Below are 26,181 nucleotides of genomic sequence, written 5' to 3' on the forward strand. Positions count from 1 at the left end.
GGCAGTGGAATTCAGCACTCAACCACGGGGCAGGAACACATCGGCCAGCAGTTGATTGCGCGGCAGTCCCGCCAGGAACAGGCGCTTGGAAAACGCATCGACGCTGAGGGGATGCCCGCAGAGTAAGGCCAGGGTTTGCCGGGAAACAAGCCGCAGTTGCGCCAATGCCTGGGCCGACTCGGCCGCAGTCCACAGCTCCACCGTCAGGTTGGGATGACGCGCAGCCAGTTCGGCCAGGGGTCCGGCCAGGTAATGACCGTCGGCATCATGGGCCAGGTGAATCATACGGATGGCGCCCTGGTGATCCTGGCGCAACGCCTCGCGCAGCACACCCCACAAAGGGCCCAGGCCGGTACCGGAAGCCAGCAGCCACAGCGGCCGGGATTGCCAGTCGGGATCGTATTGCAGTGCTCCGCCACGCAGTTCTCCCAGGCGCAGGCGATCACCCACCGACAACGCGCGCGCGGCATCGCTGAATGCGCCGGGCTGGCGGCAATCGATATGAAACTCCAGGAAGGCATCCTCCTGAGGCAGGCTGGCCAGGGAATAAGGCCGTGCCACCTGCCCGACCCACAACACCAGGTGCTGCCCGGCGCGATACCGCAGTCCACGCTCCGGTTGCAGCCGCAGGCGCAGCACCGAGGCATTCAACCAATCGGCCCCCACCACCTGGGCCGGCAAACCGTCACGCAGTGGGTCGAACGCCTCGACCTGCAGATCGCCGATCACCTGGCACTGGCACGCCAGGCGCCAGCCCTCCTGGCGTTGTGCCGGGCTCAAAGCAGCGGGCTGCAGGTCCTCGACCTCGCCCTGGCACCGCACCAGGCACGCATGGCAACTGCCGGCCCGGCAACTGTAGGGCACGGCCACACCCGCCTGACTCAAGGCATCCAGCAGGTTGCTGCCGGTGGCTACCGACCAATGGCGTTCGCCGACGTACAGTTCAGGCATAGCAGGACTCGATCACAAGGGGCGCGCACAGGGAATCATGCCTGCGACAGTTTGACCATAGTCGGGTGTATCGGCCACCGTGCCGGGTTATACTGCCGCGCCTTTTTAGCGTCGCGCCTGCACCACTTGGCGTGCCTTGGAAAGGTGGACTCAGCCGACCGATGCACCCCACTGAGCCCACCTTTATTGAATGTTCCCTTATAGAGGAGCGCGACTCATGACCGTGATCAAGCAAGACGACCTGATTCAGAGCGTTGCCGACGCCCTGCAATTCATTTCCTACTACCACCCCGTTGATTTCATCCAGGCGATGCACGAGGCCTACCTGCGCGAAGAATCGCCGGCAGCCCGTGACTCCATCGCGCAGATCCTGATCAACTCGCGCATGTGCGCCACCGGCCATCGCCCGATCTGCCAGGACACCGGTATCGTCACCGTGTTCGTGCGCGTGGGCATGGACGTACGTTGGGATGGCGCCACCATGGGCCTGGACGACATGATCAACGAAGGCGTGCGTCGCGCCTACAACCTGCCGGAAAACGTCCTGCGCGCCTCCATCCTGGCCGACCCGGCCGGCGCACGTAAGAACACCAAGGACAATACCCCTGCCGTGATCCACTACTCCATCGTCCCGGGTAACACCGTGGAAGTGGATGTGGCGGCCAAGGGCGGCGGTTCCGAGAACAAGTCGAAAATGGCCATGCTCAACCCGTCCGACTCGATCGTCGACTGGGTGCTCAAGACCGTTCCGACCATGGGCGCCGGCTGGTGCCCACCGGGCATGCTCGGCATCGGCATCGGCGGTACCGCCGAGAAAGCCGCGGTGATGGCCAAGGAAGTGTTGATGGAATCCATCGACATCCACGAGTTGAAAAAGCGCGGCCCGCAGAACCGTATCGAAGAGATGCGCCTGGAGTTGTTCGAGAAGGTCAACCAACTGGGCATCGGCGCCCAGGGCCTGGGTGGCCTGACCACCGTGCTCGACGTGAAGATCATGGACTACCCGACCCACGCCGCTTCGCTGCCGGTGTGCATGATCCCCAACTGCGCCGCCACCCGTCACGCGCACTTCGTGCTCGACGGTTCGGGCCCGGCGTCGCTGGAAGCGCCACCGCTGGACGCCTACCCGGAAATCGTCTGGGAAGCCGGCCCATCGGCCCGCCGTGTCAACCTCGACACCCTGACCCCGGAAGAAGTGCAGAGCTGGAAGCCGGGCGAAACCGTACTGCTCAACGGCAAGATGCTCACCGGTCGCGACGCCGCGCACAAGCGCATGGTCGAGATGCTGAACAAGGGCGAAAGCCTGCCGGTGGACCTCAAGGGTCGCTTTATCTACTACGTCGGCCCGGTTGATCCGGTGCGCGAAGAAGTGGTTGGCCCTGCCGGTCCGACCACGGCGACGCGGATGGACAAGTTCACCCGTCAGATCCTCGAGCAAACCGGCCTGCTGGGCATGATCGGCAAATCCGAGCGCGGCCCTACCGCGATCGAAGCGATCAAGGACCACAAGGCCGTGTACCTGATGGCGGTGGGCGGCGCCGCTTACCTGGTGGCGCAGGCCATCAAGAAATCGCGTGTGGTGGCCTTCGCCGAACTGGGCATGGAAGCGATCTACGAGTTCGACGTGAAAGACATGCCGGTCACCGTTGCGGTGGACAGCAAGGGCGAATCCGTCCACATCACCGGTCCTGCCATCTGGCAGAAAAAGATCAGTGAAAGCCTGGCGGTAGAAGTGCAGTAAGCACCCTCCCCCAAGACTGAGGCGACCGCGGCCCATGGCCCGGTCGCTTTTTTATTGCCTGCTGATTCACCTATGGCAAGCGGGTTTATTGTGGTGAGCGGGCTTGCCCCGCTCACCACAAGAAGCCCACTCTCCCCTTCAGCCACGACAGCCCCTCACCACAAGACCCAAGCCGCTCATGTTATGGTGCACTCCCCTTACCGTGCCTGCCCATCACCGTATGATCGTGATCCCGCGTCCCCTGCGCCTGACCTTCTACTCCCTGCTGATCATCGCCGGTGCGCTGCTGGCCGCGGCCTTAGCCACGCGCCATGCCGAACGCCAGGCGTTGGTGGACGATGCGGCCCGCGCCAACCAGCAGCTGGCGCTGTACGCCAACTCCCTGCACACCCTGATCGAACGCTACCGCGCCCTGCCCGCCGTGCTGGCGCTGGACTCGGAGATGATCAACGCGCTCAAAGGCCCGTTGGACCCCGGCACCCAGGACCTGCTCAACCGCAAGCTCGAACGCATCAACGGTGCGGCGCAGTCCTCCACCCTGGAGTTGATGGACCGCACTGGCCTGGCTGTGGCCGCCAGCAACTGGAACTTGCCGAGCAGTTACGTCGGGCACAACTACGCGTTTCGGCCGTATTTCAGCCAGACCAAGAGCCAGGGCACCGGGCGCTTTTACGCGGTCGGCGTAACCACCGGGATCCCGGGGTATTTCCTCTCCAGCGCCGTGCTGGATGAACACGAGCAGTTCCTTGGCGCCATGGTGGTGAAACTGGAATTCCCTGAGCTGGAGCGCGAATGGGCCCAGGGCAATGACCTGTTGCTGGTCAGCGACGCACGCGGCATCGTGTTTATCGCCAATCAACCGGGCTGGCGTTATCGCAACCTACACCCGTTATCGGCCAGCGATCTGGCCGAACTCAAGGCCACCCGCCAATACGACAAGAAACAACTGCAGCCGCTGGACACCCAGACGTTGCAACGCTTCGACGAAAACAGCCACCTGATGCGCGTCAACGGCCCCGAAGGCAACGCCAATTACATCTGGGAGTCCCTGCCGCTGAAAGCCGAGGGCTGGACCCTGCACCTGTTGCGCAAACCCCTGTTCGCCTTTGAAGACCAGCGCAACGCCGGCCTCGCCGCCGCCGGCTCCTGGCTGGCGCTGGTGTTCCTGGTGCTGTTCCTCAGCCAACGCTGGCGCCTGGCCCGTTTGCGCCAGCGCAGCCGCGAAGAACTCGAACAGCTTGTGGAAGAGCGCACCCAGGCCCTGCGCACGGCCCAGGATGGCCTGGTGCAATCGGCGAAATTAGCGGCGTTGGGGCAGATGTCCGCCGCCCTCGCCCATGAGATCAACCAGCCGCTGACCGCCCAGCGCATGCAGTTGGCGACCCTGCGGTTGCTGCTGGACCACGGTCGGGTGGACGACGCCTACAAGGCCCTGACCCCACTGGACGACATGCTCACACGCATGGCCGCGCTGACCGGCCATCTCAAGACTTTTGCGCGCAAAAGCCCCAGTGGCCTGCGCGAACGCCTGGACCTGGCCACCGTGGTCGACCAGTCCCTGCACCTGCTCGACGCGCGCCTGCGTGATGAAGCCATCGGCAGCGTGCTGGACCTGACCCGCCCCGCCTGGGTACGCGGCGACGCGATCCGCCTCGAACAGGTGATGATCAACCTGCTGCGCAACGCCCTCGACGCCATGGCCGACAAACCCCGCAAACGCCTGGAAATCCGCCTGCATGCCGACCAGCAACTGTGGCAACTCACGGTCAGCGACAGCGGCGGCGGGATTGCCGAGGAGCACCTCAACAGCGTGTTCGATCCGTTCTTCACCACCAAGCCGGTGGGCGACGGGCTCGGCTTGGGCCTGGCAGTTTCCTACGCTATCGTGCACGAATTGGGCGGGCGCCTGAGCGCCAGTAACCGTGGCGACGGCGCGGTATTCACCCTGACCTTGCCTATCGCGCTGGAGACACCCGACTTATGTTGAACGCGGTGATTGTGGTCGATGACGAAGCCAGCATTCGTACGGCCGTCGAGCAATGGCTGAGCTTGTCGGGCTTCGAGGTGCAGTTGTTCAGCCGCGCCGAAGCCTGCCTGGCGCAACTGCCCAAGGACTTTCCCGGAGTGATCCTGAGCGACGTGCGCATGCCCGGGCTCAGCGGCCTGGAGCTGCTGGCCGAAGTGCAGCGCCGTGACGCCGACCTGCCCGTCATCCTGCTGACCGGACATGGCGATGTACCGATGGCCGTAGAAGCCATGCGCGACGGCGCCTACGACTTCCTCGAAAAACCCTTCAGCCCCGATGCCTTGCTCAACAGCCTGCGCCGCGCGTTGGACAAGCGCAGGCTGATCCTCGAAAACCGCCGCCTGCACCAACAGGCCGATCATCGGGCGCAGTTGGAGTCGAGCCTGCTCGGCGTGTCCCGTGGCTTGCAGAACCTGCGCCGACAGGTACTCGACCTGGCGACCTTGCCGGTCAACGTGCTGATCCGTGGCGAGACCGGCAGCGGCAAGGAGCTGGTCGCCCGTTGCCTGCATGACTTCGGCCCCCGTGCGAAAAAACCGTTTGTGGCGCTCAATTGCGCGGCGATTCCCGAGCAGCTGTTCGAGGCTGAACTGTTCGGCCACGAAAGCGGCGCCTTCACCGGTGCCCAGGGCAAGCGCATCGGCAAACTGGAGTACGCCCATGGCGGCACGCTGTTCCTCGATGAAATCGAAAGCATGCCCCTGGCCCAGCAAGTGAAGCTGTTACGGGTGTTGCAGGATCAGAAGCTGGAACGCCTGGGCTCCAATCAAAGCATTCATGTGGATTTACGCATCATTGCCGCGACCAAGCCGGACCTGCTGGAAGAGGCCCGCGCCGGGCGTTTTCGCGAAGACCTGGCCTATCGCCTGAACGTTGCACAACTGCGCCTGCCGCCTCTGCGCGAGCGCCGCGAAGACATCCCGCTGCTGTTCGATCACTTTGCCCAAAGCGCCGCCGAGCGCCTGGGCCGCAGCGCGGAACCGCTGAGCGGCGCGCAGTTGGGCCGCCTGCTCAGCCATGACTGGCCGGGCAATGTGCGCGAGCTGGCCAACGTCGCCGAACGCCAGGTGCTGGGCCTTAGCGAACCGGAACCGGAAGGGATCGAAGCCGGGCAATCGCTGGCCGCGCAGCAGGAGGCGTTCGAGGCCCATTGCCTGAAGGCCGCATTGACCCGGCATAAAGGCGATATCAAGGCGGTGCTGGCGGAGTTGCAGCTGCCACGGCGCACCTTCAACGAAAAGATGCAGCGCCATGGGTTGGCCAGGGACATGTTCCTGAAAGACGAATGAGCGGATTTCCGCTCATCACCTCAAAAACATCAGCGACTTTCCGCCCAAAATAAAACCCAGCCCCTTCTAGACCGGGCCTTCATCTACCTGGCACAGCTCCTGCTATAGCCCCAGCCAGGCTGCGCTCGCGCCGCTCCATAAAAACAACTAGATGAAGGATCCTTCAATGGATAACTCCAACACCTTGCCCCTGGGGTCGGCGGCCGCGCCGGCTAAAGAACGCACCACCACCAGCCGCATCAAATCGATCTTCAGCGGATCGGTCGGCAACATGGTCGAGTGGTACGACTGGTACGTCTACGCCGCGTTCTCGCTGTACTTCGCCAAAGCCTTTTTCCCGAAAGGCGACACCACCGCCCAATTGCTCAACACCGCTGCGATCTTCGCCGTGGGCTTCCTGATGCGCCCCATCGGTGGCTGGCTGATGGGCCTGTACGCCGACCGTGCGGGTCGCAAAGCAGCATTGATGGCGTCGGTCCTGCTGATGTGCTTCGGCTCGTTGATCATCGCCCTGAGCCCCGGTTACGAAACCATCGGCGTCGGCGCACCGATCCTGCTGGTGTTCGCCCGCCTGCTGCAAGGCTTGTCGGTCGGTGGCGAATACGGCACCTCGGCCACCTACCTGAGTGAAATGGCCACCAAGGAACGTCGCGGTTTCTTCTCCAGCTTCCAGTACGTGACCCTGATCTCCGGCCAGCTCATCGCCCTGGCCGTGCTGATCGTGCTGCAGCAGATCCTTACCACCGAGCAACTGTACGACTGGGGCTGGCGTATCCCGTTCGCCATCGGCGCCCTGTGCGCAGTGGTCGCGCTGTACCTGCGTCGCGGCATGGAAGAAACCGAGTCGTTCACCAAGAAGGAAAAAGCCAAGGAAAGCGCCATGCGCACCTTGATGCGCCACCCCAAGGAACTGATGACCGTGGTCGGCCTGACCATGGGCGGCACCCTGGCCTTCTACACCTACACCACCTACATGCAGAAGTACCTGGTGAACACCGTCGGCATGAGCATTTCCGACTCCACCACCATCTCGGCGGCAACGCTGTTCCTGTTCATGTGCCTGCAACCGATCGTCGGTGGGCTGTCGGACAAAGTCGGGCGTCGGCCGATCCTGATCGCCTTCGGCATCCTCGGCACCCTGTTCACCGTACCGATCCTCACCACCCTGCACACTATCCAGACCTGGTGGGGCGCGTTCTTCCTGATCATGGCCGCGCTGATCATCGTCAGCGGCTATACCTCGATCAACGCCGTAGTCAAGGCTGAACTGTTCCCGACCGAAATCCGCGCCCTGGGCGTGGGCCTGCCCTATGCACTGACCGTGTCGATCTTCGGCGGTACCGCTGAATACATCGCGCTGTGGTTCAAGAGCATCGGGATGGAAACCGGTTACTACTGGTATGTGACCGCGTGTATTGCAGTGTCGCTGGCGGTCTATGTGACCATGAAGGACACACGCAAGCATTCGCGCATCACCACGGACTAACGGTTGGATGCAGTAACAAATGTGGGAGCGGGCAAGCCCTAATGCCTGTTAGTTAAGAGATAGAACGGGCACACAGTAACCTGTGGCGAGCGGGCTTGCCCGCTCCCACCTGTTGAATCAGGACACCTCTGCTACCGGGCTCCGGCCATACCGCCGCTGTGCATACGACGCCCCGACAATCATCACCACCAGCACCGCCGCCAATACCGCCGATGATCCAATGGTGCCGAAATCCAACCCGCCCTTTTCATGGGGCTTGGTCAGGAAGTCGCCCAGGGTCGCACCAAACGGCCGGGTCAGTACAAACGCCACCCAGAACAACAGCACCGACGAGATTTGGGTGAAGTACTTGAGCGCCACCACCGCGGCAATGGTCGAGCCAATCAACAAGGCGCCACCGGCAAAGCCGAGCCCCGAATCGTCCGCCAGGAAGTCGCCCAACGCAGTGCCCAGGGTGTTGGAGAACAGGATCGCCATCCAGTAGAACAGCTCGCCTCGGAAAGTCTGCACCTTGTTCACGTTCAGCGAGTCACCACTGAGGTGCCACAAGGCAAAGATGATCATCAGGATCACGATCAGGATCATCGACCCGGTGGCGTAGCCCAGGCCCAGGGTGCGGTCCATGAAGTCCGACATGGTGGTGCCGGCGGTGCTGGTGGACAGGATCACGATCCAGTACAGCACCGGGTTGTAGGTTTTCGACCAGAGTTGTGTCACCAGAGTGACCAGGAACACGCTGATGAGGATCATCGAGCTGATGGCGTAACCGACGTTCAGGGTCATCGACAACAAATCCCCGGCGGTTTCGCCGAGGGTGGTTGCGCAGATTTTCATGACCCAGAACGCCAGCGTGATCTGAGGAAGTTTATTCATGCGGTAGAAGGCTCCGAGGCTCAGTCTTATAGGGGGTATCGACCTTGGGCGCAGACTGAACGGGCCGCTGTGAAAAATAGGTGGCCGCTGAATGAAAATTCCATAGGGTCGATGGAAATTCGTCGCCGTGGATTGCACTATGACGGCCTCCCAGAACCCCGCAGCAGGAACCCGGCCATGCCTGACGATATCCACTTCTACGAACCGGCCAACGGCCACGGCCTGCCCCATGACCCGTTCAATGCCATTGTCGGGCCACGGCCGATTGGCTGGATTTCATCCCACGACAGTAACGGGCGCCTGAACCTGGCGCCCTACAGTTTTTTCAATGCGTTCAACTACATTCCACCGATCATTGGGTTTTCCAGCGTCGGGCGCAAAGACAGCCTGAACAACATCGAACAGACCGGCGAGTTTGTGTGGAACCTGGCCACCCGCCCGCTGGCCGAGCAGATGAACCAGAGCTGCGCGGCCGTCTCGCCGGAGGTGAATGAGTTCGAGTTGTCCGGCCTGACACCGGTGGCGTCGAAAATCGTCGGCGTGCCGCGAGTGGGCGAGAGCCCGGTGTCGTTCGAGTGCAAGGTGACGCAGATCATCCAACTGCAGCGCGCCGACCAGCAGTTGGTGCCCAGCTGGCTGGTGCTGGGCGAGGTGGTCGCGGTGCACATTGCCAAGTGGCTGCTCAAGGATGGGGTGTACGACACTGCCGCCGCCGAGCCGATCCTGCGTGGCGGTGGCCCGGCGGATTACTTCCAGCTGGGCCCGGAGGCGTTGTTCAAGATGTACCGCCCAGGCGCCACCCAACCCTGACTGAAATACACCAAAAAAGTGGGAGGGGGCTTGCCCCCGATGGCAATGGCACATCCAAAATCGTTGTTGGCTGACACACTGCTATCGGGAGCAAGCCCCCTCCCACATTAGAGGGTCGGCGTTGCTCAGCTCGCGGCGCTCGCCCAGGTCAATTGACCCTCTTCATCCACACCGATCAACCGCTCAAGCTGCACGGTGGCGGCATCATCGGCGTCGGAGGCAGTCTTGAACGTCTGTCCATCCAGGATCTTGTGAAACTGCGGGGCGCCCATGCCATCCAGTGCCTTGATGGCGACGGCGGCGCTGTAGCCCCCTTCACCCGGTACTACGGCGGAAACGGCTTCGTGGTGGGCAAATTGTTTACGTGCCATGTTGCAGGTCCTGGCCAATGGAAAAGTTGGCCATTCTAACCATTAACCGGCCAGTTGCAGGTACTCGCCGTAGGCATTGGCGGCGGAGGCATCGGTGAAGGTCTGGAAGTCCATGCTGCGCACGACCATGTCGTTCAACAGCTCAGTGAAGATCATCAGGGCCGGCGAGTTGAAGTAGGCACTCATCGCCTGCTCGCTGCTCCAGAAACCCGAGATCAACCAGACATCGGGATCGACCTGGGAATGCTGCAACGAAAATTGCAGGCAACCCTGAGCCTGACGGCCCGGTTCGATCAAACTGCTCAAGCGTGCACCCAGTTCGGTGCTGCACCCGGTGCGGGCGCGGATAAAGGCCATATGGCTCGCGGGAATGGGGGTGGACATGTTCGACTCTCCCGTTGAGAAGTGATGCTCGGCAAGCACTGTGGGGGCGTGTTGCCACAGGATCAAAGATAACGGCGCGGGTGCGGGCGCGGTTAGTCAATTCCTGCAGGCTTATTGCACAATCCTGCGAGAAGCGTAGGAAGGACGGAGGGACCGCCGATTCGATTCCACAGGCAAACGCCTTGTTTCAGGGACATGACAGCCCGAGAACTTGCCTGATTCACGACGCGTCGCAGGATCAGGCAAGGATTGTGCAGAATCGACCTAACACTGTTTGAAAAGCCGCCGCTAAGCTGAGCCCATCAAAAAAGCATGCAGAGGACGCCTTATGCCGTCGCCCGAACATCAGTCCATGCCCCTCGACGCCGAGACGGAAAAACAGCGCGCCGAGTTGGCGAGCATCGTACATCGTCACACCTGGGAAGACGGCTCCTATGGCACGGCGATTACGTCACTGTTCCTGAACCGCCACAACACGCCGCGTGACTTCATGCCGGTACTGGTGGAGCCGGCGTTGTGCATCCTCGCCAACGGCAGCAAGGAAGTGCGCCTGGCCGACGAAATCTTTGCCTACGACCCGCTCAATTACCTGGTGTTCTCGGTGGCGATGCCCGTGGCCGGGCGAATCATCGATGCCACGCCGGAAGATCCAAACCTGTCAGTGCGCATCAATATCGACCCGGCGCAGCTGACTGCCTTGATCGCCGAGGCCGGCCCCATGGGCGTGCCCACGCGCCCGACATCGCGCGGGATGTATGTGGACCGCATCGATCCCCAGTTGCTCGACGCCGTGCTGCGCCTGGCGCGCCTGCTGGATACGCCCAAAGACATTGCCATGCTGGCGCCGCTGATCAACCGTGAAATCCTCTACCGCCTGCTACGCGGTCCCCAGGGTTATCGTCTGTATGAAATTGCCGTGGCCAACAGCCAGAGCCATCGCGTCAGCCAGGCAATCAAGTGGCTCAATGGCAACTACGAACAACCGCTGCGCATCGATGACCTGGCCAAGGAAGTGAACCTCAGCGTCTCGACCCTGCATCACCGTTTCAAGGCAATTACCGCCATGAGCCCGTTGCAGTACCAAAAGCAGCTGCGCTTGCAGGAGGCACGTCGGCTGATGATTGCCGAAGGGCTGGAAGCGTCGGCGGCGGGGTATCGGGTGGGGTATGAAAGCCCGTCGCAGTTCAGCCGGGAGTACAGCCGGTTGTTTGGGGCACCGCCGCTGAGGGATTTGGCACGACTGCGCCAAAGCGTCTGACACACAGACGATCAAAATGTGGGAAGGGGTTTGCCCCCTCCCCTATTTGTCCAATGGTGTTTTCAGTCCAGGGTCCTGGGCAGTTGCAGGGTGACCCGCAAGCCGCCCTCACGCAAATTCTGCAAACTCACTTCACCGCCATGGCTATGGGCAATATTGCGCGCAATCCCCAAGCCCAAACCGTAACCCTGCTGCTGGCCGGCCAGGCGAAAATGCGGTTCGAAGACCTGTTCCAGACGCTGTTCCGGCACGCCAGGGCCTTCGTCGTCGACGTGCAGGATGAACTCCGCGCCATCGTCCTCAATACGCAAATGGGCGTTCTGCCCGTACTTCAAGGCATTATCGATCAGGTTGCCGATGCAACGCTTGAGCGCCAGCGGCTTGCCCGGGTACGCCGCCACTGCTGCGCCGTCCAGGGTGACCCGGCCGTTGCCGTTGGGCGCCACATAAGGCTCCACCAGGCATTCGAGCACATGGTTGAGGTCGACCGGCTGGATGTTCTCGTGGATATCGGTGTCTTTCACACATTGCAGCGCGCCTTTGACCAGCAACTCCAACTCATCCAGGTCACGGCCGAACTTGGTTTGCAGGTTCTCGTCTTCGAGCAATTCCACGCGCAGGCGCAGGCGGGTAATCGGTGTGCGCAGGTCGTGGGAAATCGCGCTGAACAACTGGCTGCGCTCCGTGAGGTAACGGCTGATGCGTTCGCGCATGGCATTGAACGCGCGGCCCACTTCCACCACTTCACTGCCGCCGCCTTCGGCCACCGGTTCCACATCGGCGCCCAGGGACATGTCACGCGCCGCCCGCGCCAGGCGCTTGAGCGGCCGGCTTTGCCAGTGCACCAGCAGGCCGATGAACAGCAGCAAGAAGCCGCTGGTCAGCACGATAAACCACACTTGCTGGGACGGCAGGCCCTGTTCTTCAAGGCTGGTGTAGGGCTCGGGCAACAGCGAAGCGATGTACAGCCATTCGCCGGGGGCGAGTTCGATCTGAGTCACCAATACCGGCGGGTTGACCGGTTCCAGGGTCAGCGCGTAATGCGCCCAGGAACGCGGCAACTCATCCAGTTTCAAGCCGGCGTTGAAGATGCGCAGGTCTTCGGCGCTGACGAACTCCACCGAGATAGGCACGTCGGCGCCCAGGGTCTGGCGCAGGACTTCATCCACGGCCACCAGCACCGCCTGCTTGCGCGGGGTTTGCGGCAACACTTGCATGTCGAGGGGCCGATCATTCAGGGTCACGACAAAACGGGTGCCGCCCATACTGCGCAGCTGGTCAAGGACCAACGGCCGATAGGCCACCGGCAACGAACGGAAATAACTCACGCTGGCGGTCATCGAATGCGCCAGGCTACGGGCACTGGTGACCAGGCCTTCGAGCTGGGTGGCGCGCAACTGCGAGACCCAGATCACGCTGGACAGCGCCTGGGCGAACAGCACCGCGAGCAAGGTCAGCAGCAACATGCGCCCCAGCAGCGAGCGCGGTACCGGGAAGCGCCGGCGGCGTTCGCTCAGCGGCTCAGTGGGCATTGCCGGCAACCACGCTGGCTGCCAGTTGATAACCGCTGCCGCGCACGGTGCGGATCAGCCTCGGGGGTTTTTCGGTGTCGCGTAGACGTTGACGCAGGCGGCTGACAGCCATGTCGACGATCCGGTCGAGGGGCATCAGGTCGCGGCCACGGGTGGCATTGCCGATGGTGTCGCGGTCGAGAATCTGCTGCGGGTGATCGAGAAACAGCTTGAGCAGGGCAAAGTCGGCACCGGAGAGGATCACCTCTTCGCCATCCACGTGAAACAGCCGATGGCTGATCATGTCCAGGCGCCATTCATCGAACACCAGCACATCGCCATTACCGCTGCGCTCCTGGCCGAACTGGCAGCGGCGCAACAAGGCCTTGATCCGCGCCTGCAACTCGCGGGGGCTGAAGGGCTTGCCGATATAGTCGTCGGCCCCCAGTTCCAGGCCGATCACGCGGTCGGCTTCGTCGGAACTGGCGGTGAGCATGATGATCGGCACCTGCGCCTGGCGCGGGTGCTGGCGAATCCAGCGGCAGAGGCTGAAACCGTCTTCGTCCGGCAGCATCACATCGAGGATGACCAGGTCGCACGGCGCCTCGTTCATCGCCTGGCGGAACCCCGCGCCATCCGGCACGCCACGCACCTGGAAACCGGCGCGACTGAGGTAGGTCTGCAGCAATTCGCGGATTTCCTGGTCGTCGTCGACGAGGAGAATCGATTTACTGATTACGCTCACGGGGTCCTCCTTGTTGTTATAGGGGGTGCGGGTCAGGCAAACGCCTGCTCCAATGCGACGCCCGCCCCGGTCAACCCGGAATACGGCGCGGTCACCAGCCACACCGGGATGCCCTTGAAGTAGTCGCTCATGCAGCCTTTGTCACTGAAGCTCCTGGCAAAACCGCTGTGGATGAAGAAGTCGGCAAACCGCGGAATCACCCCACCCACGATATACACACCACCGCGCCCACCGGTGGTCAGCACATTGTTGCCGGCTACCCGTCCCAGCCAGATGCTGAATTGATCCAACACTTCCATGGCCACCGGGTCGCCCGCCAGGCCCGCTGCCGTGATGGCTTCGGGCGTGTCGAGCACCGGGGTGTGGCCATCGACCGCGCAAATCGCCCGGTACAGCCGCGGCAGACCGCCACCGCTCAAGGCGGTTTCGGCGCTGACGTGGCCGATCTCGCTGTAGATATGCTGCCACAGCTGGGTTTCCCGTGGGCTGCTCAGGGGCAGGTCGACGTGGCCGCCCTCCCCCGGCAACGCCGCGTAACGGCCTGCGCCGAGGTCCAGCAGGGTACCGACACCCAGGCCGGTACCCGGACCGATCACCACCGCCGGGCGCAACGGTTCCGGCGTGCCTTCGCAGACCACACGGAATTCGTCGGGCTTGAGGCGAGTCATGCCCAGGGCCATGGCCGAGAAGTCATTGACCAGCAGCAGTTCATCCACCTGCAAGGCCTGGCAAAACGCAGTCTTGCTCAGGCGCCAGTGATTGTTGGTGAATTTAAATTCATCCCCGCTCACCGGCCCGGCGACCGACAGGCACACCGCACCGATGTCGCCGATTTGCAGGCCTTCTTCCTTGAGGTAGACCTTGATCGCGTCCTCAGGGCTTTGGTGATCAGCCGTGGCATGCACCCGGATCGAATGCAGTGCCTGATCTCGCCACAACGCAAAACGGGCGTTGGTACCCCCGATGTCACCGACCAGCGCTAGCTTCACTTAAGCGTCTCCAAGGCACAGGTAAAGGCGCTGGCGCCTTGCTCTGCGGAGCTTGCGGCCAAGCGCATAAATGCAAACAGCTCGCGACCGGCCCCCACGTTATTGCCCAACAGGCCCGTGGCAGGCGTGCGCGCTGCAAATTCTTCGGCGTCCACCTTAAGCTCCAAGGTGCCCTTCACGCCATCCACGCGAATGATATCGCCATCTTTGACCCGTGCCAGTGGCCCGCCGCTCTGGGCTTCGGGGTTGACATGAATCGCGGCGGGGATCTTACCCGACGCGCCGGACATACGCCCGTCTGTCACCAGTGCGACTTTGAAGCCACGGTCCTGCAGCACGCCGAGGAACGGCGTCATCTTGTGCAGTTCCGGCATGCCGTTGGAGCGCGGGCCCTGGAAGCGCATCACGGCGACAAAATCCTTTTCCAGCTGGCCGGCCTTGAACGCATCGGCCAGGTCCTGCTGGTCCTGGAACACCACCGCCGGCGCTTCGACGATCTGATGCTCAGGGGCTACGGCAGAGACTTTCATGACACCGCGGCCGAGGTTGCCTTCCATCACACGCAGGCCACCTTCCGGCGAGAACGCGCGCGCCACCGGGCGCAGGATGGTTTCGTCGAGGCTTTCGATCGGGCCGTCGCGCCACACCAGCTCGCCGTCGACCAGAAATGGTTCCTGGACATAACGGCTCAGGCCCTTGCCCGCCACAGTGTTGACGTCGTCGTGAAGCAGGCCGGCTTCAAGCAGCTCGCGGATCAGGAACGACATGCCGCCCGCTGCCTGGAAGTGGTTGATGTCGGCCTTGCCGTTTGGATACACGTGGGACAGGGTCGGCACCACCTCGGAGAGGTCGGCCATGTCGTCCCAGGTGAGGATGATGCCCGCCGACATGGCGATGGCCGGCATGTGCAGGGTGTGGTTGGTGGAACCGCCCGTCGCGTTGAGCGCAACGATGGCGTTGACGATGGATTTCTCATCGACGATCTCGCCGATCGGCGTGAAGTTGCCGTTGGCCTTGGTCAGGCGCGTGACCTGGTGCGCGGCTTCGCGGGTCAGGGCGTCACGCAGCGGCGTGTACGGGTTGACGAACGAGGCACCCGGCAAATGCAGGCCCATCACTTCCATCAGCAGTTGATTGGTGTTGGCGGTGCCGTAGAAGGTGCAGGTGCCGGGGCTATGGTAGGACTTCATCTCCGATTCCAGCAGCTCTTCGCGAGTGGCCTTGCCTTCGGCGTAGCGCTGGCGCACATCGGCCTTCTGCTTATTGGAGATGCCCGAAGGCATCGGCCCGCCCGGTACGAAGATCATCGGCAGGTGGCCGTAGCGCAGCGCGCCCATCATCAGGCCGGGCACGATCTTGTCGCAGATGCCCAGCATCAGCGCGGCGTCGAACATGTTATGGGACAGCGCTACCGCCGTGGACATGGCGATGACTTCACGACTGAGCAGGCTCAGCTCCATGCCGGGCTCGCCCTGAGTCACGCCGTCGCACATGGCCGGGGTGCCGCCGGCGAACTGGCCGACCGAGCCGACTTCGCGTAGGGCTTTCTTTATTTGTTCCGGGAAATGTTCGTACGGCTGGTGCGCCGAGAGCATGTCGTTATATGACGAAACAATTGCCACGTTGGCGGCGTTCATCATGCGCAGGCTATTTTTATCTTCGGTGCCGCAACCGGCCACGCCATGGGCGAAGTTGGCGCATTGCAGCTTGCCGCGCATCGGACCGTCGCTGGCTGCGCCGCGAATGAGCGCAAGGTAAGCCTCACGAGTGGCGCGGCTGCGGGCGATAAGCCGTTCGGTGACCTCAAGGACGCGGGGATGCATGTGTAGAACTCCAGGCTAACGGATGTGGCGACCTGAGTGTCTATGCTGATCAAACGCCCGCAGCTCATGGGATGGCAGAGAGTCGTTTGGATCATCGGACCAGTTGATTCAGGTCACTCGTTGTAGATTGAACAAAATATTGCCACTAAAAAGGCTTGTTTTCTATTTTTATGCGAATAATCTTGTAATTCTTACAACAAATCGACGACAGGCACTTTCCAATGACTCTTCGTATCGCAATCAATGGTTTTGGCCGTATCGGCCGTAATGTCCTGCGCGCACTGTATACCCAAGGCTATCGCCAGGATTTGCAGATCGTCGCCATCAATGATTTGGGCGACAGCTCGATCAACGCCCACCTGCTCAAATACGACACCGTGCACGGCACTTTCGATGCAGAGGTTGCCCACGATCAGGAAAGCCTGACCGTCAATGGTGACCGGATTGCCGTCAGTGCCATTCGCAACCCGGCCGACCTGCCGTGGGCGGCGCACAAGGTCGACGTGGTGTTCGAATGCACCGGCCTGTTCACCGACCGTGACAAGGCTGCCGCCCATATTACCGCCGGCGCACGCAAGGTGATCATCTCCGCCCCGGCCAAAGGCGCGGACGCGACCGTGGTCTACGGCGTGAACCACGACATCCTGCGTCAATCCCACCAGATCATCTCCAACGCGTCGTGCACCACCAACTGCCTGGCGCCGGTCGCCCAGGTGCTGCACCGCGAATTGGGTATCGAAAGTGGCTTGATGACCACGATTCATGCCTATACCAACGACCAGAACCTGACCGACGTCTACCACACCGACCCGTACCGCGCGCGTTCGGCCACCCAGAACATGATCCCAAGCAAGACCGGCGCCGCCGAAGCGGTGGGCCTGGTGCTGCCGGAGCTGGCAGGCAAGCTGACCGGCATGGCCGTGCGTGTACCGGTGATCAACGTGTCGCTGGTGGACCTCACCGTGCAGTTGAAGAAAGAAGCCACTGCCGACGAAGTCAACGCACTGCTCAAGGAAGCCAGCCAACACTCGAAGATCCTCGGCTATAACACCCTGCCGCTGGTCTCCAGTGACTTCAACCATAACCCGCTGTCGTCGATCTTCGATGCCAACCACACCAAGGTCAGCGGCAAGTTGTTGAAAGTGCTGGCCTGGTATGACAACGAGTGGGGCTTCTCGAACCGCATGCTGGATAACTGCCTGGCGTTGTGCAACGCCGAGTAATGCGGTCCTGTGGGAGGGGCAATTCGAATCGTCGCACCGCCCTTCCCACATTGTTCTATGTAGACACAGAGGAATAGCCACTTGCCATTTGAGTTGATGATAAGCATTATCATTAACTGCAAATCGGTCTGGTATCACTGTGAGCCAATCTCGCTTCAACCAAGTCTTTCTCACCCAACGGGTGATTCTGCTACGCACCTTGCAGCGGATGGTGAATAACCACAGCACCGCCGAGGACCTGTTGCAGGAGACCTACCTGCGCGTCACCCGGGCCCTCAGCGAGCGGCCGATCGATCACCTCGAACCCTTCGTCTACCAGACCGCGCGTAACCTGGCGCTGGATCACTTGCGTTCACGCAGGATTCAAGCGCGCACCCTGCAGGAAGATGTACCGCTGGAGATCCTGCAAAGCGTCGCCGCCCCCATCAGCCCCCCCGAAGATGCAACCCAGGCCGAGCAATTGCTTGAACACCTGAGCATCAGCCTCGGCCAGTTGAGCGCACGCCAGCAGCAGATTTTCATCCTCAGCCGCCTGCACGGTTGCAGCTACCAGGAGATCGCCGATCAGTTGGACGTGTCCTTGAGCACCGTGCAAAAGGAACTGAAATTGATCATGGCCATTTGTGTAGGTGTGGCCGAAAGACTGGATCGGCCTTAAGCTTCAGCCGACAGAATTGTCGACCCAAGCTGTAGGAAAGATGAATAAAACGTGGCGAAGACCCGAGGAACACCGTGACGGACCCGAATAAACTGCGCCCCCATGAGCTGGCTCATGAGGTGTTGCAAGACACGGCTATGGACCAGGCCCTCGACTGGCTGATCGCCTTGCAGTGCCCTGCGCCCGGGCAGCAGGCCGAGTTTGAAGCCTGGCTGGCCCAAGACCCCGCCCACGTCCACGCCTTCGGCAAGGCCCAGGCCGCCTGGGGTGGCGCGCCGGTGCACAGCGCCGCCGTCGCCCTGGCCGCGCCGCGCAAACCCAGGGGCTGGCGCCGGATCAAGCCGCACTGGAAACCGCTGGCCACCGCCGCCGTGCTGTTGATCGGCCTGTTCAGCTTCAGCAACCTGCCGGTACGCCTGCAAGCCGACCATCTCACGGTGGTGGGCGAACGCCAGCGCCTGCAATTGGACGATGGCTCGAAAGTGTTGCTGAACACCAATTCGGCGTTTTCCAGCAGCATCAAGGACCACCAGCGGATCGTTCGCCTGTACCAGGGCGAAGCCTTTTTCGAAATCATGCCCGGCCATGGCCTGCCCCTGGAAATCGACGCCGGCCCCGTGCGCGCCAGCGTGCGTGATACCGCCTTCGCCGTGCGCTTCCTCAACGGCGAAGCCCAGGTGCAGGTGCAGCGCGGCGATGTCGACCTGAGCAACACCTTCGACGATGCCCGCGTGCGCCTGAGTGCCGGTGAAAGCATCCGCATCGGGCCCAAGGGCTTTGGCCAACCGGCCAGGCTGGATGCCAGCAAGGACCTGGCCTGGGTGCAAGGCCGGCTGATTTTCGAAAACTGCCCGATGAGCGAAGTGCTCGCCGAGTTGCGTCGTTACTACCCCGGCTGGATCGTCAACACCAACGACAAGCTCGCCAGCGTCGCCGTCACCGGCAACTACCGCCTCGACCAACCCCTGGATGTGGTGCGCTCCCTGGCCCACATCACCTCAGCGAAGTTGTCGGAATACCCCGCGCTGGTGATTTTGAACTAAATGAGAATTATTTTTACTCGATAGCCTTCGACGGTACGTCTCGTCTTAGCCAATGCAACTGATTCCTATTTGGTTCGGTTCGCAACTATAAGATTCGTACCTTCCGGAGCGCTCTCGATGTCCTCTCGTTTCAACCGCCGGTCCTCCTCCCCCGTGCTGTCCTTGCTGACCGCCGCCATCCTGCTGGCCGGTTCGCCAATGATGGCCGCCACTGCCGCCGAACCTGCCGCCCGCAGCCATGGCAACTACAGCTTCAGCATCGAGCAACAGCCACTGGTTTCGGCGCTGAACGCTTTTACCAGCGTGACCGGCTGGCAAGTCGGCCTGCCCGCCGAACTGGGCCAGGGCGTGTCGTCCCCTGGGGTGCGCGGCGCACTGTCGCCGGAGAAAGCCCTGGACCGGCTGTTGGTGGGGACCAACCTGAGCTACCGCAAGCTGGGCAATAACAACATCGTCCTGGAAAAGCGCACGGCGGGCAGCACCCTCAACCTGCAACAGGTGACCATCAGCGCCACCCGTAACGCGCAGGATGTGAACAGCGTACCGAGCACCGTCAGCGTGCATGATCGCGAAGAGCTGGACCGCCAAAACGTCAACAACATCCGCGAACTGGTGCGCTACGAGCCCGGCGTCTCGGTGGGCGGCGCTGGCACCCGAGCCGGCAATGCCGGGTTCAACATCCGCGGTATCGACGGCGACCGCATCCTCACCCAGGTGGACGGTGTGGAAGTGCCCGACAACTTCTTCAACGGCCCTTATGCCAAGACCCGCCGCAACTACGTCGACCCGGAGATCGTCAAGCGCGTCGAGATCCTGCGCGGCCCGGCCTCGGCCCTCTACGGCAGCAGCGCCATCGGCGGCGCCGTGAGTTACTTCACCCTCGACCCGGACGACATCATCAAGCCCGGCCAGGACGTCGGCGCACGCCTGAAGACCGGCTACAGCTCCGCCGACGAAAGCTGGCTGACCTCCGGCACCGTCGCCGGCCGCGTGCAGGACTTCGATGGCTTGCTGCACCTGAGCCAGCGCAATGGCCATGAGACCGAATCCTACGACGGCAACAACGCCACCGGCCTGGCCCGTACCGGCGCCAACCCCGAGGACGCGCGCACCACCAACATCCTGGCCAAGCTCGGCTGGAACTATGGCGATGACAACCGCCTGGGCCTGACCTATGAGAAGTACAAGGATGATCGCGACGTCAACCTGAAGAACGCGGTGGGCGGCCCGTTCATCGGCGGCCGAGGCTTCAACCTCTACCGTGATCGCCGTGGTAACGACACCATTACCCGCGAACGTTTCGGCCTGGAAAACAGCTTCGCCCTTGAGTCGCCGATTGCCGACCGGATCAAGACCAGCCTCAACTACCAGATCGCCAAGACCGACCAGACCACTGCCGAGATCTATCAGTCAGGTCGGCGTGTCCTGCGTACCCGCGACACGCTGTACCAGGAAAAACAGTGGATTTTCGATGCGCAGTTGGACAAAGCGTTCAACCTCGGTGAAACCGATCACCAAGTGACCTACGGCACTACCCTCAAGCAGCAGAAAGTCACCGGCTCGCGCGAGGGCGGCGCGACCTGTGTGGCCGTCGGCAGTGGCTGCACCGCCATCGGCGCGCCCAGCCCGATTGCCACTGACAGCGTGAAGAAGTCCAGCGACTTCCCCGACCCAACCATCAACACGTATTCACTGTTCGCACAGGACCAGATCAGCTGGGACAAATGGACCTTTTTGCCCGCCGTGCGCTACGACTACACCCAGCTCAAACCCAAGCTGACCCAGGAGTTCCTCAACACCGTCAACCCGACGGGGACGGACCCGGTGAGCGACAAGGAAAAAACCTGGCACCGTGTGACGCCCAAGTTCGGCCTGACTTACGCCCTGACGGATCAATACACCTGGTTCGGCCAATATGCCGAAGGTTTCCGTACGCCCTCCGCCAAGGCGTTGTACGGCCGCTTTGAAAACCTCAACCTGGGCTACACCGTCGAGCCCAACCCCGACCTCAAGCCAGAAACCAGCAAGGGCATCGAGACCGGGATTCGCGGCAAATTTGACGAGGGATCCTTTGAAATCGCCGTGTTTTACAACAAGTACCGCGACTTTATCGATGAGGATAACGCCGTCGTCGGCGGCACGGTCGAACAGTTCCAGGCCATCAATATCAAGCGCGCCACCATCAAGGGGGCCGAAGCCAAAGGGCGCCTGAACCTGGATGCATTCGGCGCCCCGCAAGGCCTCTACACCCAGGGTTCGGTTTCCTATGCCTACGGTCGTAACGACGATAACGGCGAGCCGCTGAACAGCGTCAACCCGCTCAAGGGCGTGTTTGGCCTGGGCTACGACCAGGACAACTATGGTGGCCTGTTGAGCTGGACCCTGGTGAAAAAGCAGGATCGCGTCGACAGCAGTACCTTCCACGCGCCGGACGGCGACACCAGCGGGCCCTTCAAGACTCCGGGCTTCGGGGTTGTCGACCTGACCGCCTTCTACAAAGTCACCCAGGACGTGACCATCAACGGCGGCCTCTACAACCTCACCGACAAGAAGTACTGGAACTGGGATGACGTACGCAGCTATGACAGTGTCGGCGAAGCCGCGGTGACCGGACCGGCCAACCTCGACCGCCTGACCCAGCCGGGCCGCAACGTTGCGATCAACCTGATCTGGGACATCTGACGACACCCGACTCACCTCGTCGACATTTCAATGACGAGGTGAGGATTTTTTACTGTGCCGCGTCTTCTTGTTCGTCTAGTTGATAACAGCTCTCTTTAAGGGCCATAAGGCGCTCCCCCTTCTCAAGGACTTTTTCATGACCGCTTCTTCTACCGCAGAACGCCCAAGCCTGCGCTCCCAACGCCTGAACCAGATCACCCACGAGCCACACACCAAGCTGGACGCGTTGGTGAAGGCCCACGCGCCTTTTGAAACCCAGGCCAACTTCGCCCGTTTCGTGGTCGCGCAGTACCTGTTCCAGTCGGAACTGGTGACCCTGTACAACGATGCCGAACTGATCAAGATCGTGCCTGACCTGGCCGAACGCTGTCGCGCCGAAGCCGCCAGGCTGGACCTGGCTGACCTGGATACAGAAGTGCCAGCACCGGTCCCCGGTGCGCTGAAGAACCCAAGCAAGGCCGAGGCCCTGGGCTGGTTGTTCGTGTCCGAAGGCTCCAAGCTGGGCGCTGCATTCCTGATCAAGCGCGCCGTAGGCCTGGGCCTGAGCGAAACCTTCGGTGCCCGCCACCTGGGTGAGCCGGCCGGTGGTCGCGCCGAAGGCTGGAAAAGCTTCACTCGCACCCTGGATGCGTTGCAATTGAGCGCCGAGGAAGAAGCCGCAGCGGAAAAAGGCGCGGTGGATGCGTTTGTACGCTTCACCGTGCTGCTGGAACAGGCGTACGCTAGCGCCCCTGAACTGGCCTGATCGCCCAAAATTGAAATGCGTTTTAAATGTGGGAGGGGGCAAGCCCCCTCCCACATTTTGATTGCATTTCAGTTCGGACTTTTTTGTAAACCTTTCCCTCAGAAAAGCTTCACCATGACCCGCAAACCCCAATCCACCTCGAAAATCGCACAGCTCCTCTTCGGCCTGCTGGCCTACGTCAGCCTGGGCATCGGGCTGGTGGCGATTGTGGTACCGGGGTTGCCCACCACCGAATTCATCCTCCTGGCCGCCTGGGCCGCGACCAAAAGCTCGCCGCGCCTCAGTGCCTGGCTGGAAAACCACCGCCTGTTCGGACCGATCCTGTTCAACTGGCGCAACGGCAGAATCATCGCGCGCCGGGCCAAAGTCAGTGCCACCGTGAGCATGCTGCTGTGCGCGATCCTGATGCTGGTGATGCTCGACCACGGCTGGCCGATCTACCTGGCGATTGCCGGGATGAGCCTGGGCAACCTGTGGATCTGGTCACGCCCGGAACGGCTCGCACAGCCCATGTGACGCCAGCTGTAGCCGCTTTCCTACCGCCCATCGCCTATCTCTCATGAATTGATTTGTTACGCCGATGTTTCAGACATAGCGCTGAATGGACTTGGCCCTGTATTGCATGCATTTCCACACGCCCATTCGCGAGTGAACCTATGTTCGACACCCTCTCCATACGCTTGAAAATCGTGCTGCTGTCCGGGCTATGTCTGCTGGGCGTAATAGCGTTGATCATCAGCATCAACCTTTACGAAACCGACCAGAACGACCATCTGATCAGCGATTCAAGCTCGCGAATGCTCACCAGCAGCGTGCAGAACCTGCTGCAAGCCAAGGCAGCGGAGCAAGCCGTGCTGCTGCAGAAAACCTTTGGCGAAAATCTTACCGTGATCACGGCCATCGCCGATCAGGTCAAAGACCTGCGCAACCTGGCCACCAAGCGCTCGCTGGACCCCGGCGCCTTGCGTGAAGAACTCAACCAGAGCCTGAAAACCACCTTCGAACGCAACAGCAAAGTGCTCGGCATCTGGCTGGCGTTCGAGCCCAATGGCCTGGACGGCAAGGACAGCGAGTTCGCCAATGACAAGTCCCGCGCGTCCAACGAAAAAGGCCGCTTCTCCAGCTACTGGAACCGCGTCGGCGGTGAAGCCTTGAACACCATCATGCTCGAGGAAGACCTGACCAAGACCACGCTCAACCTCAGCGGAACACCCTACAACATTTGGTACACCTGCCCCCGGGACACCCGAAGCACCTGCCTGCTGGACCCATATGAAGACACAGTGACCGGCACACCGGTACTGATGACCACCATCTCCTTGCCGATGATCGTGGGCGGTAAAGTCATCGGCGTGGTCGGTGTCGATATCGCCCTCAACACCCTGCAAGCTAGCACGGACGCCGCACAAAAAGAGTTGTTCGACGGTGCGGCGCACCTGGAGATCATTTCCAGCACCGGTCTGATTGCTGCCTACAGTGGCGAGCCCGCCAAGGTTGGGAAAAACCTGGTCGACACCCTCGGTGCAGAAGGCAAGGAGATCGTGCAACTGCTCGCCAGTGGCAGCTATGTCAACCGCGAACAAGGCGACACCATCCGCGCGGTTTACCCGGTCAAGCCCATTGCCGATGCCAAAGCCTGGGGCGTAGTAATCAAACTACCCAAACACGTGATGCTTGCCGACAGCATGAAACTTCAAGGCGTGCTCGACGCAGCCCAGGCCAGCGGCACGCTCAAGGCCTTGCTGGTCGGCGCCGCCGCCGGCCTGCTCGGCTTGCTGCTGATCTGGCTCACCGCCACCGGCGTGACCCGCCCGATCAACAGCGTCGCCGCCATGCTCAAGGACATCGCCAGCGGCGACGGCGATCTCACCCAGCGCCTGGCCTATGCCAAGAAAGATGAACTGGGCGAGTTGGTGAACTGGTTCAACCGCTTCCTCGACAAGCTGCAACCGACCATCGCGCAGATCAAGCAAAGCATCACCGAAGCCCGTGGCACGGCTGACCAGTCCTCGGCCATCGCACGCCAGACCAGCGAAGGCATGCAGGTGCAGTTCCGCGAAATCGACCAGGTGGCCACGGCGTCCAACGAAATGAGCGCCACCGCCCATGACGTCGCCAACAGCGCCTCCAATGCCGCCAGCGCGGCACGCGGCGCCGACCACTCGGCCCGTGAAGGCATGTCGATCATCGAGCAGAGCACCCGCGACATCACCACCCTTGCCGAAGAAGTCAGCAAGGCGGTGGGCGAAGTCGAAGCCCTGGCGGTCAATAGCGAGCAGATCGGTTCAGTTCTGGAAGTGATCCGCAGCATTGCCGAGCAAACCAACCTGCTGGCGCTCAACGCGGCGATCGAAGCCGCACGCGCCGGGGAAAGCGGCCGGGGGTTTGCGGTGGTGGCCGACGAAGTGCGCAACCTGGCCAAGCGCACCCAGGATTCGGTGGAGGAAATCCGCCAGGTGATCGAACGCATCCAGAGCGGCACCCGTGGCGTGGTGGCAACCATGCACTCGAGCCAGAGCCAGGCCCAGAGTAACGCCGGGCAGATCCATCAAGCCGCGCAGGCCCTGGGCAAGATCAGTGATGCCGTGACGGTGATCAGCGACATGAACCTGCAAATCGCCAGCGCCGCCGAGCAGCAAAGCGCCGTGGCCGAAGAGGTCAACCGCAACGTCTCGGCGATCCGCACCGTGACCGAAACCCTCACCGGCCAGGCCACCGAGTCGGCGGCCATCAGCAGCCAGCTCAATGCGTTGGCCAGCCAGCAGATGAAACTCATGGATCAGTTCAAGGTTTAAGAAACACCACGGGCCCCATGTGGGAGGGGGCTTGCCCCCGATAGCGATGTGTCAGCTACCGATGAGTTGACTGACACACTGCAATCGGGGGCAAGCCCCCTCCCACATTTTGACCGCCTACTGCTTAGAGACCCGTCCAGGCCTGCACAAACGCCGCCACATCTTCCTTCGGCGCCGTACGCGGTGGGTTCTGCGGTGTCCCCAAATAAAGGAAGCCAATCACTTCCTCATCCGCCGTCAGCCCCAGGCCTTTGGCCACATGGGCCGAGTAGGACAACTCACCCGTGCGCCACACCGCACCAATCCCCTGGGCGTAGGCCGCCAGCAGAATGCCGTGGGCCGCGCAGGCGGCAGCCAACAGTTGTTCAGACTTGGGCACCTTGAAGTGCTCCTGCAGGCGGGCAATCACCACCACCACCAGCGGCGCGCGCAAGGGGCCGTTCTGGGCCTTGTCGATGGCAGCTTGCGGGGCATCGGTGTCTTGCAGGCGAGCGGCTTCGGCCAACAGCGTGCCCATCTGCTCACGGGCAGCACCTTCCACGGTGAGGAAACGCCAAGGGCGCAGTTGGCCGTGGTCGGGCGCACGCATGGCTGCGGCGAACAGCACATCGCGCTGCTCCTGGGTCGGTGCCGGTTCCAGCAAACGCGGCACGGAAACACGGTTGAGCAAAGCGTCGAGAGCCTGCATTGGCCACCTCCAGAAAAAAATGTGCGGTCATTCTAGCGGGAATGAATCGGGATGCCACCAAACGATAATTGCTCTTATTCAATCCGCCCC

At 61.9% G+C, this 26,181-nt stretch carries 22 protein-coding genes; 13 read left to right on the forward strand and 9 right to left on the reverse strand.

Features of this window, described 5'->3' with window-relative positions; all coding sequences use genetic code 11:
- Positions 1 to 18: 18 nt before the first annotated feature.
- Positions 19 to 951 carry an iron-sulfur-binding ferredoxin reductase gene (locus J3D60_RS15205; protein ID WP_253491880.1) on the reverse strand — a complete coding sequence of 311 codons (933 nt, stop codon included), beginning with the start codon at positions 949 to 951 and terminating at the stop codon, positions 19 to 21.
- Positions 952 to 1,168: 217 nt separating this feature from the next.
- Between J3D60_RS15205 and J3D60_RS15210 the strand changes: the two genes are divergently transcribed.
- The 4 genes from J3D60_RS15210 to J3D60_RS15225 all read left to right on the forward strand — a co-directional run bounded on the left by J3D60_RS15210 (position 1,169) and on the right by J3D60_RS15225 (position 7,493).
- Positions 1,169 to 2,692, forward strand: a complete 1,524-nt coding sequence (locus J3D60_RS15210) for a fumarate hydratase (RefSeq protein WP_027605509.1) — start codon at positions 1,169 to 1,171, stop codon at positions 2,690 to 2,692.
- A gap of 220 nt (positions 2,693 to 2,912) precedes the next feature.
- Positions 2,913 to 4,679 carry an ATP-binding protein gene (locus J3D60_RS15215; RefSeq protein WP_253494014.1) on the forward strand — a complete coding sequence of 589 codons (1,767 nt, stop codon included), beginning with the start codon at positions 2,913 to 2,915 and terminating at the stop codon, positions 4,677 to 4,679.
- Positions 4,673 to 6,007, forward strand: a complete 1,335-nt coding sequence (locus tag J3D60_RS15220) for a sigma-54 dependent transcriptional regulator (protein WP_253491882.1) — start codon at positions 4,673 to 4,675, stop codon at positions 6,005 to 6,007. The genes J3D60_RS15215 and J3D60_RS15220 overlap by 7 nt, the downstream gene beginning before the upstream one ends.
- A gap of 166 nt (positions 6,008 to 6,173) precedes the next feature.
- A complete protein-coding gene (locus J3D60_RS15225) occupies positions 6,174 to 7,493 on the forward strand; it encodes an MFS transporter (protein WP_065939189.1) in 1,320 nt (439 codons plus the stop codon).
- Positions 7,494 to 7,610: 117 nt separating this feature from the next.
- Here J3D60_RS15225 and J3D60_RS15230 read toward each other — a convergent pair whose 3' ends face one another.
- Positions 7,611 to 8,366, reverse strand: coding sequence for a hypothetical protein (locus J3D60_RS15230; RefSeq protein WP_065939190.1), 756 nt, complete (start codon positions 8,364 to 8,366; stop codon positions 7,611 to 7,613).
- A gap of 177 nt (positions 8,367 to 8,543) precedes the next feature.
- Here J3D60_RS15230 and J3D60_RS15235 point away from each other — a divergent pair, with 177 nt between their 5' ends.
- Positions 8,544 to 9,176 carry a flavin reductase family protein gene (locus J3D60_RS15235; RefSeq protein ID WP_065939191.1) on the forward strand — a complete coding sequence of 211 codons (633 nt, stop codon included), beginning with the start codon at positions 8,544 to 8,546 and terminating at the stop codon, positions 9,174 to 9,176.
- 125 nt (positions 9,177 to 9,301) lie between these two features.
- Here J3D60_RS15235 and J3D60_RS15240 read toward each other — a convergent pair whose 3' ends face one another.
- Both J3D60_RS15240 and J3D60_RS15245 read right to left on the reverse strand, forming a co-directional pair.
- The gene (locus J3D60_RS15240) at positions 9,302 to 9,547 is read right to left on the reverse strand and encodes a hypothetical protein (protein WP_253491884.1); all 246 of its coding nucleotides are present in this window, start codon (positions 9,545 to 9,547) and stop codon (positions 9,302 to 9,304) included.
- A gap of 42 nt (positions 9,548 to 9,589) precedes the next feature.
- Positions 9,590 to 9,931, reverse strand: a complete 342-nt coding sequence (locus J3D60_RS15245) for an antibiotic biosynthesis monooxygenase family protein (RefSeq protein ID WP_065925866.1) — start codon at positions 9,929 to 9,931, stop codon at positions 9,590 to 9,592.
- 328 nt (positions 9,932 to 10,259) lie between these two features.
- Here J3D60_RS15245 and J3D60_RS15250 point away from each other — a divergent pair, with 328 nt between their 5' ends.
- A complete protein-coding gene (locus J3D60_RS15250) occupies positions 10,260 to 11,189 on the forward strand; it encodes an AraC family transcriptional regulator (RefSeq protein WP_027605501.1) in 930 nt (309 codons plus the stop codon).
- A gap of 62 nt (positions 11,190 to 11,251) precedes the next feature.
- Here J3D60_RS15250 and J3D60_RS15255 read toward each other — a convergent pair whose 3' ends face one another.
- The 4 genes from J3D60_RS15255 to edd are packed head-to-tail and all read right to left on the reverse strand — an operon-like array spanning position 11,252 to position 16,257.
- Positions 11,252 to 12,721: an ATP-binding protein gene (locus J3D60_RS15255; RefSeq protein ID WP_027605500.1), complete on the reverse strand. Its 1,470-nt coding sequence runs from the start codon at positions 12,719 to 12,721 to the stop codon at positions 11,252 to 11,254.
- A complete protein-coding gene (locus J3D60_RS15260; RefSeq protein WP_024077192.1) occupies positions 12,711 to 13,445 on the reverse strand; it encodes a response regulator in 735 nt (244 codons plus the stop codon). The genes J3D60_RS15255 and J3D60_RS15260 overlap by 11 nt, the downstream gene beginning before the upstream one ends.
- A 32-nt stretch (positions 13,446 to 13,477) precedes the next feature.
- A complete protein-coding gene (locus tag J3D60_RS15265) occupies positions 13,478 to 14,434 on the reverse strand; it encodes a glucokinase (RefSeq protein WP_253491887.1) in 957 nt (318 codons plus the stop codon).
- Positions 14,431 to 16,257 (reverse strand): phosphogluconate dehydratase, encoded by a 1,827-nt coding sequence (gene edd / locus J3D60_RS15270; protein WP_027605498.1) that lies wholly within the window; start codon positions 16,255 to 16,257, stop codon positions 14,431 to 14,433. The genes J3D60_RS15265 and edd overlap by 4 nt, the downstream gene beginning before the upstream one ends.
- 221 nt (positions 16,258 to 16,478) lie before the next feature.
- On the opposite strand from edd, the gene gap reads away from it, so the two are divergent.
- The 7 genes from gap (at position 16,479) to J3D60_RS15305 (ending at position 25,403) form a co-directional block, all read left to right on the forward strand.
- A complete protein-coding gene (gap, locus tag J3D60_RS15275) occupies positions 16,479 to 17,480 on the forward strand; it encodes a type I glyceraldehyde-3-phosphate dehydrogenase (protein WP_090400600.1) in 1,002 nt (333 codons plus the stop codon).
- 139 nt (positions 17,481 to 17,619) lie between these two features.
- Entirely contained in the window at positions 17,620 to 18,138 is a 519-nt protein-coding gene (locus J3D60_RS15280) for a sigma-70 family RNA polymerase sigma factor (protein WP_253491889.1), read from the forward strand.
- Between the two features lie 74 nt (positions 18,139 to 18,212).
- On the forward strand, positions 18,213 to 19,181 hold the full coding sequence (locus tag J3D60_RS15285; RefSeq protein ID WP_253491891.1) for a FecR domain-containing protein: 969 nt from the start codon (positions 18,213 to 18,215) through the stop codon (positions 19,179 to 19,181).
- Positions 19,182 to 19,298: 117 nt separating this feature from the next.
- Positions 19,299 to 21,863 carry a TonB-dependent receptor gene (locus tag J3D60_RS15290; RefSeq protein ID WP_253491893.1) on the forward strand — a complete coding sequence of 855 codons (2,565 nt, stop codon included), beginning with the start codon at positions 19,299 to 19,301 and terminating at the stop codon, positions 21,861 to 21,863.
- Between the two features lie 136 nt (positions 21,864 to 21,999).
- The gene (locus tag J3D60_RS15295) at positions 22,000 to 22,608 is read left to right on the forward strand and encodes a biliverdin-producing heme oxygenase (RefSeq protein ID WP_253491895.1); all 609 of its coding nucleotides are present in this window, start codon (positions 22,000 to 22,002) and stop codon (positions 22,606 to 22,608) included.
- A gap of 114 nt (positions 22,609 to 22,722) precedes the next feature.
- Complete coding sequence (locus J3D60_RS15300; protein WP_253491897.1) at positions 22,723 to 23,124, forward strand: YbaN family protein; 402 nt, start codon at positions 22,723 to 22,725, stop codon at positions 23,122 to 23,124.
- A 140-nt stretch (positions 23,125 to 23,264) separates the two neighbouring features.
- Complete coding sequence (locus tag J3D60_RS15305) at positions 23,265 to 25,403, forward strand: methyl-accepting chemotaxis protein (protein ID WP_253491899.1); 2,139 nt, start codon at positions 23,265 to 23,267, stop codon at positions 25,401 to 25,403.
- Positions 25,404 to 25,527: 124 nt separating this feature from the next.
- On the opposite strand, the gene J3D60_RS15310 is transcribed toward J3D60_RS15305, so the two are convergent.
- Complete coding sequence (locus J3D60_RS15310) at positions 25,528 to 26,091, reverse strand: NAD(P)H nitroreductase (protein WP_253491901.1); 564 nt, start codon at positions 26,089 to 26,091, stop codon at positions 25,528 to 25,530.
- Positions 26,092 to 26,181: the final 90 nt, after the last annotated feature.

This window comes from Pseudomonas sp. S3E17 (assembly GCF_024168685.1).
Taxonomy (GTDB): Bacteria; Pseudomonadota; Gammaproteobacteria; order Pseudomonadales; family Pseudomonadaceae; genus Aquipseudomonas; species Aquipseudomonas marginalis.

What these genes read in the sequence shown, in the direction of transcription:
- J3D60_RS15240 (WP_253491884.1), bottom strand. Translation starts at nt 9,547, where the DNA reads ATGGCACGTAAACAATTTGCCCACCACGAAGCCGTTTCCGCCGTAGTA.
- J3D60_RS15210 (WP_027605509.1), top strand. Translation starts at nt 1,169, where the DNA reads ATGACCGTGATCAAGCAAGACGACCTGATTCAGAGCGTTGCCGACGCC.
- J3D60_RS15290 (WP_253491893.1), top strand. Translation starts at nt 19,299, where the DNA reads ATGTCCTCTCGTTTCAACCGCCGGTCCTCCTCCCCCGTGCTGTCCTTG.
- J3D60_RS15220 (WP_253491882.1), top strand. Translation starts at nt 4,673, where the DNA reads ATGTTGAACGCGGTGATTGTGGTCGATGACGAAGCCAGCATTCGTACG.
- J3D60_RS15215 (WP_253494014.1), top strand. Translation starts at nt 2,913, where the DNA reads ATGATCGTGATCCCGCGTCCCCTGCGCCTGACCTTCTACTCCCTGCTG.
- J3D60_RS15225 (WP_065939189.1), top strand. Translation starts at nt 6,174, where the DNA reads ATGGATAACTCCAACACCTTGCCCCTGGGGTCGGCGGCCGCGCCGGCT.
- J3D60_RS15235 (WP_065939191.1), top strand. Translation starts at nt 8,544, where the DNA reads ATGCCTGACGATATCCACTTCTACGAACCGGCCAACGGCCACGGCCTG.
- J3D60_RS15310 (WP_253491901.1), bottom strand. Translation starts at nt 26,091, where the DNA reads ATGCAGGCTCTCGACGCTTTGCTCAACCGTGTTTCCGTGCCGCGTTTG.
- J3D60_RS15300 (WP_253491897.1), top strand. Translation starts at nt 22,723, where the DNA reads ATGACCCGCAAACCCCAATCCACCTCGAAAATCGCACAGCTCCTCTTC.
- J3D60_RS15295 (WP_253491895.1), top strand. Translation starts at nt 22,000, where the DNA reads ATGACCGCTTCTTCTACCGCAGAACGCCCAAGCCTGCGCTCCCAACGC.
- J3D60_RS15230 (WP_065939190.1), bottom strand. Translation starts at nt 8,366, where the DNA reads ATGAATAAACTTCCTCAGATCACGCTGGCGTTCTGGGTCATGAAAATC.
- J3D60_RS15245 (WP_065925866.1), bottom strand. Translation starts at nt 9,931, where the DNA reads ATGTCCACCCCCATTCCCGCGAGCCATATGGCCTTTATCCGCGCCCGC.
- gap (WP_090400600.1), top strand. Translation starts at nt 16,479, where the DNA reads ATGACTCTTCGTATCGCAATCAATGGTTTTGGCCGTATCGGCCGTAAT.
- J3D60_RS15305 (WP_253491899.1), top strand. Translation starts at nt 23,265, where the DNA reads ATGTTCGACACCCTCTCCATACGCTTGAAAATCGTGCTGCTGTCCGGG.
- edd (WP_027605498.1), bottom strand. Translation starts at nt 16,257, where the DNA reads ATGCATCCCCGCGTCCTTGAGGTCACCGAACGGCTTATCGCCCGCAGC.
- J3D60_RS15205 (WP_253491880.1), bottom strand. Translation starts at nt 951, where the DNA reads ATGCCTGAACTGTACGTCGGCGAACGCCATTGGTCGGTAGCCACCGGC.
- J3D60_RS15250 (WP_027605501.1), top strand. Translation starts at nt 10,260, where the DNA reads ATGCCGTCGCCCGAACATCAGTCCATGCCCCTCGACGCCGAGACGGAA.
- J3D60_RS15255 (WP_027605500.1), bottom strand. Translation starts at nt 12,721, where the DNA reads ATGCCCACTGAGCCGCTGAGCGAACGCCGCCGGCGCTTCCCGGTACCG.